A 13,771-nucleotide genomic window follows, 5' to 3' on the forward strand; every position below is an offset into this window, starting at 1 on the left:
GGTCACTTGCCTTTCGTGAGGATGGTACGGGGGCTGAGGCGCAGCACGGCGCCGGCCGGGACGGCGGTGGCCAGCAGGCCGACGCCGAGCCCCGCACCGCCGACGGTGGCGAGGTCCGACGGGTCGAGAGCCACCGTGATGCTGTCGATGGGGTCGGCGTTCTCGACGGGCTTGTCGTTCGGGTCGATGCCCTGATCAACACCGGTGCTGCCGGGGGCCGGGGGCTGCCAGGAGTCGATCTTCCGCTCGGAGGCGGAGGCTTCCCTGCCCAGCAGCGCCTCGCCCGCGCTCTGCGTGAGGCTGGGGGCGAACAAGGAACTCAGGCCGATGGCGACGGCGGCGACCGCGAGGTTTTCCAGGGCCTGTTGGGCGATGAGCTTGCCCTTCTTCTCGCCCATCGCCAGCAGGACGCCGTACTCCTTGCGGCGCTGCTTGACGGCGAGGTTGGCCAGGAGGGCCAGGACGGCCGCGCCGGCGATGCCCATGAGCCACATGGCGATGGAGGCGGTGGAGCGGATGCTCTTCAGTGGGCCCGTCATCTGCTGAACGGCCTTGTCGTTGGCGGCCAGTTCGAAGCCGTCGAGCTCGGCGCCCGCGATCCGCTTCGCCTCGTCCTTGAAGGCGTCCTGCACGTCGGCGTCCTGAAGGAGGAAGGTCGCCTTGCCGACCTGGAGCGACCCGTTCACTTCGGGCGTGAGTGCGGACATGCCGCCCACCGTTCCGTACAGCATGTTCGCCGGGTTGATGCCGTACTCGGTGTCGGGTTCGGTGCTGGGGCGCGGGTCGCGGTAGACACCGGCCACGGTGTAGTCGGCCTTGGTCTTTCCGTCGTTGCCGGTCAGGGTGATCCTGTCGCCGGCCTTGAGGCCGTTCTTCCTGCCCAGCCGCTCCTCGATCAGGAGTTGCTTCCTGTCCTGGTCGGCGGCGGTGAGGTGCTTGCCGGAGAGGAGGGTGAACTCGCCGCTGCGGAAGTCCGGCAACAGAGACGTGTCGAGCACGCCCATGCCCACGGTGCCGCCGGGGCCCATGGGGTCTTTCGGTCCGCCGTGGACCAGTTCGGTGCTGCCCGTGAGGAGGGCGCGGTCCCACACCGAGTAGGTGTACTTCTGCACCTGGGACAGAGCCCCGAGCCTGTCCACGGTCGCCGCGTCGATGCGCGGGGCCTGAATGGTGCCGCCGTCACCGCCCAACTGCCCCATGTCCATCTGCAGGTTGACCTCGGCGCCCACGGTACGTCTGGCGTCCCGCTCGGCTCGGGCAGTCGCATCGTTGATCAGGACACCTGCCAGCACCATCACGGAGATGACGAGGAAGGTGGCGAGGGTGATCAGGGTGCGGCCCTTGCGGGCCCACAGGCTGAGCCCTGCGCGTTTGACGAAGTTCATGTCTGGCTCTCTTGGTCCGGGCCGGTGGGTGGCACTTCGGTGGTGACGACCGGTCGTGCGGTCGGTGGCCGGGCTATTGGGTCTCGTCGAGGATGGAGCGGGGGTGCAGGCGGAGAATGCCGATGCCCGGAATAACGGTGGAGACCAGGGAGATCCCGAGTCCGATGCCGGTGACGTTGCCGATGGTGGCCGGCTCGACCCGCACCGTGGGCGGATCGATCTCGGCCTCCGGCGCACGGGCCTCTGGAGCCGGCTTGTCGTCCTGGCGGCCGAGGAGTACGTCGCCCACGGGCTGTCCGGCGAGCGAGCCGGCCAGCGTGGCGAGCGCGACGGCGGGGAGGAGCACAGCCGCCACCTCCACGGTGTGCTGGCCGATGAGCTTCCATTTCTTCTCGCCCATCGCGAGAAGCACCCCGAGCTCGGCACGCCGCTCACGCATCTGCAACGTCACGATGAGCCCGAGAATCAGCGCACCGGCCGACGCGATCACCCAGACGACCAGCCCGGCGAAGGTGCCGACCTGCTGGATCGGACGGACCTGGTTCCTGTACGCCTTGTCATTGACGCGGAATGTGAAGCTGCCCTCGCCAAGAAGCCGCTCGGCCTCGGCGTGCAACTGCTCGGCCTGGTCCGGGGAACCGATCCTGTACACCGCCTCGCTGACCGTCGCCGTGCCGGTGGCGAGTTCCTGCGCCGTGCCCACCGGTACGTACAGCGCGTTGCCGGGCAGTTCGTGCGGCGGCGTCCACCCCGGCGGATCCCGCGTCGGGTCCTGGAAGACACCGACGACCTTCAGGACCGCCGTGCGCTCGCCGTCCGGCGACCGCACCCGGACAGTGTCACCCACCTCGAGGCTGTTCTCCTCGGCCAGCCGCTGCTCGATCACCGCGACACCGTGGCCGGCGTCCTCGGAGGCGATGCCGCGCCCCGCCGTGATCTTCGCCGAACCGTACGAGAAGGGCAGCAGCATGCCCGAGTCACGGACTCCGTTCACGGCCAGAGGGTCTTGTTCCGCTCTGCGTTCCTTCGCCCCGGTTCCGGTGCCGCCCGGCTTGGGTGCGTCCGACGTCAGCGGTGCGAAACCCCGAGCCCTGGCGCGCACCGGAAGCTCCGCGTTGTAGCGGTTCACCAGGTCGAAGGCGCCCAGCCGGTCGGCGAGGGGCGGGGTGAGCCCCTTCTTCCTGACCGTGACGTCGACGCCGATGGTGCGTTGCGCACCGGCTTCCTGACGGGCGGCGGCGGCCTGCAGCAGGAAGCCTCCGAGGAGCAGGGCGCAGAGGACGACGAAGATCGCCAGCAAGGCGGCGGTCTTCGACTTCCTGGCACCGAGGCTCATCCCGGCGCGCTTGACGAAGTTCATGCCCTGGACTCAAGCAGCCCGCTGTTTGCAGCGGGATAAGCACGTTACAGCGGTATAAGGACCCGCAGGGCCCTGGTCTTCGTCGAGGGCGGCGGATTCGCCCGGCCGGCTCGGAGTGCACCGCCACGCGCCCTTATCCAGCTGTAATCGCCATCTTGGTTTCATGGGGGCATGAGAGTCCTGGTAGCCGAGGACCACCGTGTTCTCGCCCGCACCATCGCCACGGGTCTGCGCCGCCAGGCGATGGCCGTCGACATCGCTGTCAGCGGCGACGAGGCCGAGCGGATGTGTCTGCTCACCGCCTACGACGTGCTGATCCTCGACCGCGACCTGCCGGTCATGACCGGCGACGAGGTATGCAGGCGGCTCCGGGAACTGCAGGCCCCTCCGCGGATCCTGATGCTGACCGCGGCCGGCGAGCTCGCGGACAAAGTCTACGGTCTCACCGCGCTCGGCGCCGACGACTATCTCGTCAAGCCCTTCGACTTCGCCGAACTCGTCGCCCGTGTAAGGGCCCTGAGTCGCCGAGCGACCGAGCCTCCCGCCGCTGTGCTGCGCTTCGGGAGCATCGTCCTGGACGAGACACGGCGCGAAGTGTCCGTGGACGGCCGCCCGCTGGAGCTGACCCCGAAGGAGTTCGCGGTCCTGCACCTGCTCCTCGCGGCCGGTGACACACCGGTGCCGCACGACGAGCTCGTCCGCATCGTCTGGGACGAGCACCTCGACCCACGCACCAGCGCGGCCCGCGCCACCGTCAGCAGGCTACGCGGCAAACTCGGCGACCCCGGTCTGATCTCCGCCGACAAGGGAGGGGGATACCGGCTGTGCGATTGAACCCGCAGGCACTGCTGAGACGGCTGCCTTTCCGCGCCCGCCTGGCCACGGCCATCTCCGGACTCTTTCTGCTCGCCGGCATCGCGCTGCTCGCCTTGGTGGTGCTGCTCGCGCGCTACGGAACGGCCCAGCAGGTCCAGGGACTGTCGATCACGTACGGAGATGTGCAGAGCGGTCCTGCGACACCCTTCGAGCCCGTGCGCCCCGCCAGGCCGGATCCCCTCTCCACGGCTCCGAGTGACTTCGCCATGATCCAGAAGATCGACCAGACCGTGCAGGCCGTTCAGGACACCGCGCTGCGTCAGATGGTGCTCTGGTCCGCCGTCGGAGTCCTCGTGATGGCACTGCTTGCGGGACTGCTCGGCTGGTGGCTCGCGGGACGGGCACTGTATCCCGTGGCCTCCATGACCGAGGCGGCCCGCCGCATCAGCGAACAGAACCTGCACCAGCGCCTGGCGCTCACGGGCTCCGACGACGAACTCCACCGCCTCGCCGACACCTTCGACACCATGCTCGACCGGCTGGAGCGAGCCTTCGAGAGCCAGCGCCGCTTCGTCGCCAACGCCTCCCACGAGCTCAAGACGCCCCTCGCCGCCCAGCGCGCCACCCTCCAGGTCGGCCTCGCCGACCCCCTCCCCGAGAGCCTCGCCGGCGTCCGCGAGGACCTGCTGGCCACCAACCGCGAGGCCGAACAGCTGATCAACGCACTCCTGCTGCTCGCCCGCAGCGATCGTGGCCTGAACGAGACCGAGAGCGTGGACCTGGCGGTCACCGCCCGGCTGGTGACGGCCGAACTCACCCCGCAGGCATCGGCCCACGGCGTGCACCTCGACCTCAGCGCCGACACCGCACTGGTGGTCCGCGGCGACGCCGTCCTGCTGCGCCATCTGCTGACGAACCTGATCCGCAACGCCATCCAGTACAACCATCCCGACGGCGAGGTCCGGGTGCGACTCGATGTCGCCACCGTGACGGTGACCAACACAGGCGTCCACGTGCCCGCCGAGCGGGTCCCCGGCCTGTTCGAGCCCTTCCGCCGCCTCGACGCGGACCGCACCGCCACCACCGGTCACGGCCTGGGGCTGTCCATCGCCGCCTCCATCGCCTGCGCCCACCACGCCACACTGACGGCGCGTCCGGGCGCCGAGGGCGGGCTCGCCCTCACCTTGCGCTTTCCCCGAGCGCCCGCAACGGCAGGAGCACCAGCGCCGCATCCCGCCGATCGCCGGTGATCTTTCTCTCCTGTCCGACCGGGTCGCGGACCGTCCCGGCGATTTCGGCGCCACCTGCGACAGCGACAGCGCCGCCCTCGCGGACGTCGTTCCGCACGTCCGTCATCATCGGCGCTGGTGCCACGCCAGCGTCCTGCGGTCGGTGTTCACGCTGTTCACGGCTCTAGTGCGCGCCCTCGGCCGGTGACCTCGGTGTCTCGTAGGCGTAGCTGAGGGCGGTGTCCAGGAGATGGCGCAGCTGGGCGGGTGTGGGGGCCACCGCGGTGGCGATGAGGGCATGGGGGTCGGCGAGGGGAGTCAGGACCGCGTGTCCCTGTGCGGGGTCGTCGCCGATGACGTGCGGTTCCTGGGGTGTGTCCAGCTTCGGGTCGACGAGGAGGAGTTGTCCGGTGGCGCGGTGCGTTCCGAGGATGGCGGGGCCGTCCCATGCCGGTGCGGGGTCGCCGTAGGCGGTGTGCTGGTCGAGGAGCGGTCGTCCGCCGCGGTGGACGGTCAGACGGGTGGTGAGGTGACCCGGTACTTCGCCCGAACGGCCGAGGAGTTGTTCTTCTCGCATGAGCAGGTGGGAGGTCGGGACCAGATCGACGGCGAAGGTCTGGTGCAGGGTGCTGCCCCGGGTACTGATCAGGGGCTCGGGCAGCCAGTGCAGCGTCGCGTGATCGCCCACCCTGATCCGGAGGTCGTAGGTGGCTGAGGCCGTGGTGGGGCCGCGCAGGGCGATGGTGGCGGCTGCGCTGGTCACTTCCAGCCCGGCGCGGGTCTCGACGGTGATGTCGAGGGCGAGCCGGTCTCCGCCGAGCGGCGCGCTCATCGCGCCGAGCACACGGACGCGTGCCGTGTCTGCGCGGGCGCGTAGCCGGCGCAGGTGGAAGGGGCCGTCGTGGTGCAGGAGCGGGACTGTCGTGGTGCGGCCGTTGTGGGTGGCCCTGATTCGGGCTGTGGCTGCGATTCCGGACGGGTGGGCGGGGGTGGGTTCGGCGGAGCGCCGGCCGTGGGGCGCACCGTCGGCTTCGAGGGGTTCGTCGGCCGGAGCCGGGACCACGGTCGGTGCGTACGCGTCGGTGACGTTCACCGGGTGGATCCGGCGGCGTGCCAGGCGGCGAGGCAGCCGGTGACCCAGTCGGCGACCGGGCGGACACCGTCCGGTGCGGTAAGGCTGGTGAAGGCGTACGGCAGGTCCCCGCGCTGTTTGCGGGTGTCGGCCCTCATGGTGTCCAGGTCGGCGCCGACGTAGGGGGCCAGGTCGGTCTTGTTGACGACGAGGAGGTCGGCGGCGGTGATGCCCGGGCCGCCCTTGCGGGGGATGTCGTCGCCGCTGGCCACGTCGATGACGAAGACCTGGGTGTCGACGAGTCCGCGGGAAAAAGTCGCGGTGAGGTTGTCTCCGCCGGACTCGATGAGGATCAGGTCGAGCGGGTGCAGGGTCTGTTCAAGGTGCTCGACCGCTTCGAGGTTGGCGGAGATGTCGTCGCGGATGGCGGTGTGCGGGCAGGCACCGGTTTCCACGGCGGTGATCCGTTCCGGTGGCAGGACGGCCTCGCGGCGGAGGAAGGCGGCGTCTTCCTGGGTGTAGATGTCGTTGGTGACCACGGCGATGGAGAGCCGGTCGCGCAGGACGCGGCACAGTGCGGCCACGGTCGCGGTCTTGCCCGAGCCGACAGGCCCGCCGAAGCCGATGCGCAGGGCTCGGCGGCTGCCGTCGGTGAGCAGCGGTTCGGCGCTGTGGGTGTGGCGGTGCGGCATGGTCACGGGGTGGTCGAGATGCACAGGGACGCTCCAGGCAACGGTCTGGTCTGGTCTGGTCTGGTCGGGTCGGGTCAGGAGGCGAAGAGGCGGACGGTCCAGGCGGCGTGCTGTTCACCGGTGATGTCCAGCAGAGGGGCGGAGGCGGCGGGCAGGGCGGCTACTCCCTTGGCGGCCGTTTTCCGCCCCGCGTCGGCCGCGGTGTCGGAGACGGTGTCGAGTTCATGGGCGAGCCGCGCCAGGACGGCGGTGGCGTCGAACGGATCCAGGCTCAGCAGACGCACCGCGGCGGCGGCCGGGCCGCCGACGCTCTCGTAGACGGCGGCCCGGGCGGCGTCGAGCGGGGTGAGCCCGGCGGCGCGGGCGGTGACGCCGAGCACGACCGGCTGGTGAGCGCCCTCGGGCCGGTGGTGGGCGAGATGGTCGAGGTCGGCACTGGGCCAGGTGGCCCGGGCCGCGCGCATCAGCTGCCGGCCCAACCGGCGTGCGACGCGGCGCAACGCCGGCACGGGGGTGCGGGTGTCCGCGGCCTCGTCCAGTTCGAGGGCGTCGTATCCGGTGGCGGCCGCTGCGGCGAGGCCTGCCGCGACCAGGCCGGCGGTGTGCAGCCGCCCCCGGCAGAACGCCTCCAGGCTCGCGGTGTCACGGACGCGGCCGGAGGCGACGGCGGCCTCCATACCGCCGGAATGGGCGTGTCCGCCGGCTGGGAAGCGGCCGTCGGCCAGGACGAGCAGGGCAGTGCGGCTCATGGAGTCGCGGGACCGCCTTTCGGGAGGGGTGCCGGAGGTGGCCGCACGGGTGCGCGACAGCCCGGCCGCCGGGATCAGAACAGGAAGTAGCGCTGCGCCAGGGGAAGTTCCGTGGCGTAGGTGCGTCCGACCTCCTGTCCGTCGATAGTGGTCCGGACGTCGGAGGTGGTGGCGCCGCCGATGGTGACGTCGAAGGTGTCGGGGTCGATGTCGATCTTCGGGACACCGTCGTTGTGGATCATGTCGGCCTTGGTGACCTGCCGGGTGGAGCGGATCGCGCGCAGGGGCTTGAGCAGCCCCGTTTCGGTGAGTTCGCCGTCGAGGGCGGCTTCGGCCACGAAGTTGAAGGAGTTCGCCGCCGGGGCGCGGCCCTGGAAGCCCCAGACGGGGCGCGGCAGATAGGGCTGAGGGGTGGGGATGGAGGCGTTGGCGTCGCCGATCTGAGCGTAGGAGATCTGGCCGCCCTTGATCACCATGTGGGGCTTGACGCCGAAGAACTTCGGTTCCCACAGCACCAGATCGGCGAGTTTGCCGGTTTCGACGGAGCCGACCTCGTGGTCGATGCCGTGGGTGATGGCCGGATTGATCGTGTATTTGGCGACGTAGCGGCGGGCGCGGAAGTTGTCCGCGTGCGCGTCGTCCTCGCGCAGGTGGCCGTAACGGGACTTCATGACGTGCGCCGTCTGCCAGGTCCGCATGATCATCTCGCCGATGCGGCCCATGGCCTGGGCGTCGGAGGACATCATCGAGATGGCGCCCATGTCGTGCAGCAGGTCTTCGGCAGCCATGGTGGAGGGCCGGATCCGGGAATCGGCGAACGCCATGTCCGCGTCGACCTCCGGATTGAGGTGATGGCACACGATCATCATGTCGACGTGCTCCTTCACGGTGTTCACGGTGAAGGGCCGGGTCGGGTTCGTCGACGCGGGCAGCACGTTCGGCTTGCCGGCGAGGCTGATCATGTCGGGGGCGTGACCGCCGCCGGCTCCTTCGATGTGGAAGATGTGCAGGCTGCGGTACTTGGCCTTCTTGGCTCCGCGGTCCTCCTTGGTGGCGGCGAAGGTGCTCTGCACGAAGCCGGACTCGTTCAGCGAGTCGGCGTGCAGCGCGACCTGGACGCCGGTCTCCTCGCATACGGTCAGCGCGGCGTCGATCACTGCCGGGGTGGCACCCCAGTCCTCGTGGATCTTGAAGCCGAGGGCACCGGCCGCGACCTGGTCGTGCAGCGACTTCTTCGATACGGTGCTGCCCTTGGCGAGCAGGCCGATGTTCACCGGGAAGGCATCGAGCGCTGCGAAAGTCCGCTGGATGTGCCACTTGCCAGGCGTGACGGTGGTGGCTGTGCTGCCCTCGGCCGGGCCGGTGCCTCCGCCGATCAGCGTCGTGACTCCCGACGCCACCGCCTCGTGGATCTGCTCCGGGCACAGGAAGTGCACGTGGGTGTCGACACCGCCCGCGGTCAGGATGCGTCCCTTGCCGGAGATCACCTCCGTCTCGGGGCCTACGACGAAGGCCGACGCGCGCGGGTGGTCGTTGCGGGGCGGCGTCATGGTCTCCGGGTTGTACGCCTTGCCGATGGCCCGGATACGGCCGTCACGTAACCCGACATCGGCCTTGACCACCCCCCAGTGGTCCAGGATCAGCGCACCGGTGATCACGGTGTCCACCGGTTCGCGGGGGTCGTCCCGGGGGATGTGCGACTGTCCCATCGACTCACGGATCACCTTGCCCCCGCCGAAGACCATCTCGTCGCCACTGCGCCCCGGACCGCCGCACCAGTCCGCGTCGATGCGCAGGACGAGATTGGTGTCGGCGAGCCGGACCCGGTCGCCGGCGGTCGGCCCGTACAGGTCGGCGTAACGGGAACGCAGCAGTGGGTCCCAGGGTTTGTCCTTCTCAGCCTTGTCCGGCATCGAGGTGCTTCTCCTCTTCGCTCTTGTCGGCCTGGAGCCCGTGGACGATCCGCTCGCCGGCGATCGGCACCAGCATCACGGTGCGCTTGTCGCCGGGTTCGAATCGTTCGGAGGTACCGGACGGGATGTGCAGCCGCATTCCGTGGGCGGCCTCACGGCGGAACTTGAGTCCCGCGTTGGCCTCGGCGAAGTGGAAGTGGGATCCCACCTGGATCGGACGGTCCTTGGGGTTGCGCACCACCAGCGGCAAGGGCGTCGCGGCGTCGTTGAAGGCCACCCGGTGTTCGTCCTCGTCCGGCAGCAGTTCCGGCTTGCCGGGATGAACCTCCACCGTGGTGAACGCCTCGTCGAACGGCTTGCTGATGGTCACCAGCTTGGTCCCGTCCGGGAACGTCGCCTCGACCTGAACGTTGTCGACCATCTCCGGCACACCGTCCATGACCTCGCTGCGCTGCAGCACATGGCGCCCTGACTCCATCACCGCGTCGACCGTCGCCCCGGCCCGTGCCTCCTCGTGCACATGTGCCGTCAACAGCGCCATGACTTCGGGATAGTTCAGCAGCAGACCGCGTTCGCGGCGTCGCTGGGCGACCTCGGCCGCCACGTGGATCATCAGACGTTCCTGTTCGTGCGGAGTCAGATGCACGCTGTTCCTCCTCTCCTCGTTCGTCGCTCAACAGCGCGGCCTGTACGACGAAGTGGACGGCAGGCGCCGCCCGTCGTACCTGTCGCAGACCGAGTCTGAGAGACAGGCGGAACCAAGGGACAGCCCAATGCCCTGGTCGGCCCGGATGGAGTGAACCGGGGTCACAGGGCGCATGTGAGGGGGCGCGACACCCGCGTGCGGGACTCATGCCGGGGAACAGCCCGCCTCGATCAGGTGATTCCAGGTGATTCGGAGCGCCCGCCCTCGACCCCCGAGGGATCGGCCGTATGTCCCGCGGTTGTCTCCCCCGGGGGGTCAGGAACGCACCGCTCAACCTGTGCCACGGAGCGAGGGAGACGGGTGGTGTGCGGGACACCGCGCCGCGTTGTCACGCGTTCGAGTGACATGCCCGTCAAGAGTCCTGCCGCATAGTCTTCGGATCCGGAACACCCGGGGGAAGTTCCGGGTGTCACTCGAGGTTCGGAAGGCCCCGCCCACCGGCGCGGCCCGTGATCCACCACGTTCACTCCGGTCGGACATCCGGTGCCTACGAGTTCCCCCCTGATGATCTGGAGGGGCACGGCCATGAAAAGATCCCGAAGCACAATCACGCTGTTCCTCAGCGCAGTTCTCGCCATGGCGATCGCATTCGCGGCGGCTGCCCCGGCGAACGCCGCGCCGAAGCGGTCGAACGGCCGCAGCGCGGTGATCTTCGTGCACGGGTTCGATGGCACAGGCGCAGCAGCGACCAACTGCCAGGAGTACTGGGCGAGCGCGATCAACTACTTCCAGTCGAAGAAGTACACGAACGCCCAGCTGAGGACGTACAGCTACTACCCGAAGAAGTCGGGATCGAATGGCTGCACCTGGAGGTACACGAACTCGGACGGCAAGTACGGTTCGCGCAGGACGAGCCTCACGGCGATCGCCAAGAACTTCGCCAACCGCGTCTACAACTCCTACTCCAGCGCCCCGTCCGGCGGCCAGAAGGTCGACGTGGTCGCGCGTTCCATGGGCGGCCTGGTGGTCCGCTCCGCGCTGTACCACGTCAAGAAGGGCACTGCCGGCTTCCCGCCGTACCTCTATATCGAGGACGTCGTGACACTTGGCTCTCCGCACGACGGGGCGAGCGGCGTTCAGCTCGCCCTGTGCAAAGCGGCCTACAACTCTCCACAGCAGTGCAAGCAGATGACCAAGGGCAGCAGTTTCCTCAAGGGCCTTCCCCAGACCCCCAGCAAATCGGCCATGGGAACCGACTGGACGGCGATCTCGTCTCACGACGACTCGACGGTCTCCGGGAATTCCGGAGCGTGGATCAACGCACAGCACAAGGCCCAGTTCGACGGCAGCGGCGACAATCAGATCAGTCACACCGCCTTGAAGAGCCACAAGAACGGCACGTTCCGCGCGCGAGTGAAGGACGGTGGTGCGTGGTCGTCCTATGGCCAGAGGGTGGCGCCGGTGGTGATGGCGCACAAGGCCGTGCTCAACAGGTCCGAGTACTGACCCGGAGGTTGCGTGACGGTCCGCCGACGGTGTCGGTGGGCCGTTCTCGTGTCACCGGCCGCCCGGCGACTCGTGTGCGCGGCGGCGAGCCGGTGCTGCCACTCGGTGTGGCGGAGCTGGTGTACGGCCCCGACCTGTCGGGGCACACCTCGGTCGCGGGCGTCGGCGAGGAAGGCCATGAGGTCGTACGGCAGCCGCGGGCGCAGAGCGAGGCAGCAGCGGGCCATGGTGCTGTGCCCCCGGGCGGCCTGCCGGATACCGATGGCCGGCCCGGTCAGGACGTCGGGACAGCTGGGCGGAGATGACACCCGCGACGGTGACCGCCGAGCGGATCGGCGGGACCCGCGGTCCGACCATGCTCCAGCACCGGATCCGGGAGCCGCGGCCGGCCTGTCGATCTGCGGCTTCGCGTTGCTCTGTGAGCCGGGCTAGGCCGGCGCGCCTGCCCCGGGCGCACGCTCGTGCCGGTTCACGCGGACGCCAGTCCCACCCGGTAGGCGAGGACGACGGCCTGAACACGGTCACGCAGGGCGAGTTTGGCCAGGATGCGCGACACGTAGGTTTTGACGGTTTCGGGCGTGATGAACATCGCCGCGGCGATCTCCGCGTTCGACATCCCCTCGGCGATCAGCTGGAGCACTTCCAGTTCGCGGGGGGTCAGCGCACGCACGATGTCCTGTCTGGCCGGCCGGGAGGTGTCGGCCGGCCGCAGATGCTGGGCGAAGTGGCCGATGAGGTGGCGGGTGACGGCGGGTGCCAGCAGGGACTCGCCCCGGGCGACGGTCCGGATACCGTTGACCAGCTCTGCCGGAGGCGAGTCCTTGAGGAGGAAGCCGCTCGCGCCGGCGCGCAACGCGTCGTAGACGTAGGCGTCGACGTTGAACGTGGTGACGACCAGTACCTTCGGTGCGCCCTCGGTATCGGGACCGGCCAGCTGCCGCGTCGCCTGGATGCCGTCGAGCAGCGGCATCCGGATGTCCATCACGACCACGTCGGGGCGCAGCCGCAGCGCGGACTGAACCGCCTCGTGGCCGTTCTCGGCCTCTCCGACGACCTCCATGTCGGGCTGCGAGGAGAAGATGGTGACGTAGCCGGTCCGCACCAGCGCCTGGTCGTCGCAGACGAGCACACGAATCGGTGGCGGCGCGTCGTTCATGGGACTCACTTCCGAAGGGGGTCGGTCGGGATCGTGGCACGGACCCCGAACCCGCCTCCGGGCCGGGGACCGGCCTCCAGTTCACCACCGAGCATCCGCACCCGTGCACGCAGCCCGGCCAGCCCGCGCCCGCCCGCAGGGTCCGGCTTCCGCGTGGCCGGTGCGGCGGCGGGCCCGTCGGTGGTCACCTCGATCCCGATGTGCTGCTCGCCGTGGCGGAGCAGGATGCGTGTCGGCTTCCCGCCCGCGTACTTCATGGCGTTGGTGAGTGCCTCCTGCACCACCCGGTACGCGGCCAGCTCCACGTCCACGTTCTGCGCGGGCCGCTCGCCCTGCTCGCTGAACTCGACCGGCTGACCCGACCTGCGGGCCTGCTCGACCAGGTCCCCCACCCGCCCCAGGGCGGGTGCCCGGCCCGCCCCCGCCGGGTCCGCGGACGCCGACTCGCCGGTCGCCTCCAGGACACCGAGCAGGTACCGCAGTTCCGTCAGCGCCCGACGGCCGGTGTCACTGACGGCCGTCAGCCCTTCGCCGGCGCGTTCCGGAGCGGACGTGAGCACGAACTGCGCCGCGTCGGCCTGGACCACCATGGCCGTCACGTGGTGGGTGACCACGTCGTGCAGTTCGCGGGCGATCCGCGCCCGCTCACCGGCCGTGGCCACCTCGGCAGCCAGCCGCCGCCGCTCCGCCTCCTCCGCCCGCCGCGTGCGCACCATGCTCCCCACCAGCCAGACCGCGGCCAGAGCCAGGGAGAACGCGAGATAGTCCGGTACCGACAGCGGTGAGCCGCGGCCGTCCAGGACGACGGCCAGCACGGCGTATCCCGTACTCGCCACGACGACCAGGCCGTGGCGGAAGCGGACCTGGTGGGCCCCGGCGGAGTACAGGGCCAGATACAGCCCCATGCTCGCGAACGTCGTCGCGAAGCCCATCGCCTGGTGCACGGCGAACGCGCCCGCGACGACGGCCAGACAGGCCGCGGGCCACCTGCGGCGGACCGCCAGCGGCAGGCTCTGGGCCAGGACCAGCCCGACACTCAGTAGGTTCGCCGGCCGCTCGGGCAGATCGCCGATCTGCGCACCGATCTTTGACAGGGTCGGCACGAAGGCCAGCAGGGTGAGGGCCAGGGCGAGGACGCCGTCCTTGAGGAGAGCATCCCGCTCCCGCCACCGGTCGCGTGACACCCGGAGCATCGGGAAGCTCCAGGGCGCCTGACGGGACATCACTTCAGTTTCCTCCAGTCGGCC

At 69.8% G+C, this 13,771-nt stretch carries 12 protein-coding genes; 3 read left to right on the forward strand and 9 right to left on the reverse strand.

The genetic code is table 11. The features are described from left to right. Positions 1-2: 2 nt before the first annotated feature. Both HTV45_RS04200 and HTV45_RS04205 read right to left on the reverse strand, forming a co-directional pair. Complete coding sequence (locus HTV45_RS04200) at positions 3-1,385, reverse strand: ABC transporter permease (RefSeq protein ID WP_215204208.1); 1,383 nt, start codon at positions 1,383-1,385, stop codon at positions 3-5. A 73-nt stretch (positions 1,386-1,458) separates the two neighbouring features. Further along, on the reverse strand, positions 1,459-2,745 hold the full coding sequence (locus HTV45_RS04205; protein WP_215204209.1) for an ABC transporter permease: 1,287 nt from the start codon (positions 2,743-2,745) through the stop codon (positions 1,459-1,461). Between the two features lie 171 nt (positions 2,746-2,916). On the opposite strand from HTV45_RS04205, the gene HTV45_RS04210 reads away from it, so the two are divergent. After that, positions 2,917-3,579, forward strand: coding sequence for a response regulator transcription factor (locus HTV45_RS04210; RefSeq protein WP_215204210.1), 663 nt, complete (start codon positions 2,917-2,919; stop codon positions 3,577-3,579). Further along, the gene (locus HTV45_RS04215; protein ID WP_215204211.1) at positions 3,570-4,811 is read left to right on the forward strand and encodes a HAMP domain-containing sensor histidine kinase; all 1,242 of its coding nucleotides are present in this window, start codon (positions 3,570-3,572) and stop codon (positions 4,809-4,811) included. Before HTV45_RS04210 ends, HTV45_RS04215 begins: the two co-directional genes overlap by 10 nt. A gap of 163 nt (positions 4,812-4,974) precedes the next feature. On the opposite strand, the gene HTV45_RS04220 is transcribed toward HTV45_RS04215, so the two are convergent. The 5 genes from HTV45_RS04220 to ureA form a co-directional block, all read right to left on the reverse strand. Then, positions 4,975-5,760, reverse strand: a complete 786-nt coding sequence (locus HTV45_RS04220) for an urease accessory protein UreD (RefSeq protein WP_308309170.1) — start codon at positions 5,758-5,760, stop codon at positions 4,975-4,977. Between the two features lie 119 nt (positions 5,761-5,879). Continuing rightward, on the reverse strand, positions 5,880-6,578 hold the full coding sequence (gene ureG, locus HTV45_RS04225) for an urease accessory protein UreG (RefSeq protein WP_215204212.1): 699 nt from the start codon (positions 6,576-6,578) through the stop codon (positions 5,880-5,882). Positions 6,579-6,628: 50 nt separating this feature from the next. Further along, on the reverse strand, positions 6,629-7,303 hold the full coding sequence (locus HTV45_RS04230) for an urease accessory protein UreF (protein WP_215204213.1): 675 nt from the start codon (positions 7,301-7,303) through the stop codon (positions 6,629-6,631). Between the two features lie 74 nt (positions 7,304-7,377). Continuing rightward, complete coding sequence (locus HTV45_RS04235; protein ID WP_215204214.1) at positions 7,378-9,216, reverse strand: urease subunit alpha; 1,839 nt, start codon at positions 9,214-9,216, stop codon at positions 7,378-7,380. Next, on the reverse strand, positions 9,200-9,862 hold the full coding sequence (gene ureA / locus HTV45_RS04240) for an urease subunit gamma (protein ID WP_215204215.1): 663 nt from the start codon (positions 9,860-9,862) through the stop codon (positions 9,200-9,202). The genes HTV45_RS04235 and ureA overlap by 17 nt, the downstream gene beginning before the upstream one ends. Positions 9,863-10,498: 636 nt before the next feature. Here ureA and HTV45_RS04245 point away from each other — a divergent pair. Next, positions 10,499-11,368, forward strand: coding sequence for a triacylglycerol lipase (locus tag HTV45_RS04245; RefSeq protein WP_215204216.1), 870 nt, complete (start codon positions 10,499-10,501; stop codon positions 11,366-11,368). Positions 11,369-11,837: 469 nt separating this feature from the next. Here HTV45_RS04245 and HTV45_RS04250 read toward each other — a convergent pair whose 3' ends face one another. Together HTV45_RS04250 and HTV45_RS04255 are read right to left on the reverse strand one after the other, a co-directional pair. Then, entirely contained in the window at positions 11,838-12,524 is a 687-nt protein-coding gene (locus HTV45_RS04250) for a response regulator transcription factor (protein ID WP_215204217.1), read from the reverse strand. A 5-nt stretch (positions 12,525-12,529) separates the two neighbouring features. Beyond that, entirely contained in the window at positions 12,530-13,747 is a 1,218-nt protein-coding gene (locus HTV45_RS04255) for a sensor histidine kinase (protein ID WP_215204218.1), read from the reverse strand. Positions 13,748-13,771: the final 24 nt, after the last annotated feature.

Source organism: Streptomyces sp. CHD11 (assembly GCF_018638295.1).
Classification (GTDB): Bacteria; Actinomycetota; Actinomycetes; order Streptomycetales; family Streptomycetaceae; genus Streptomyces.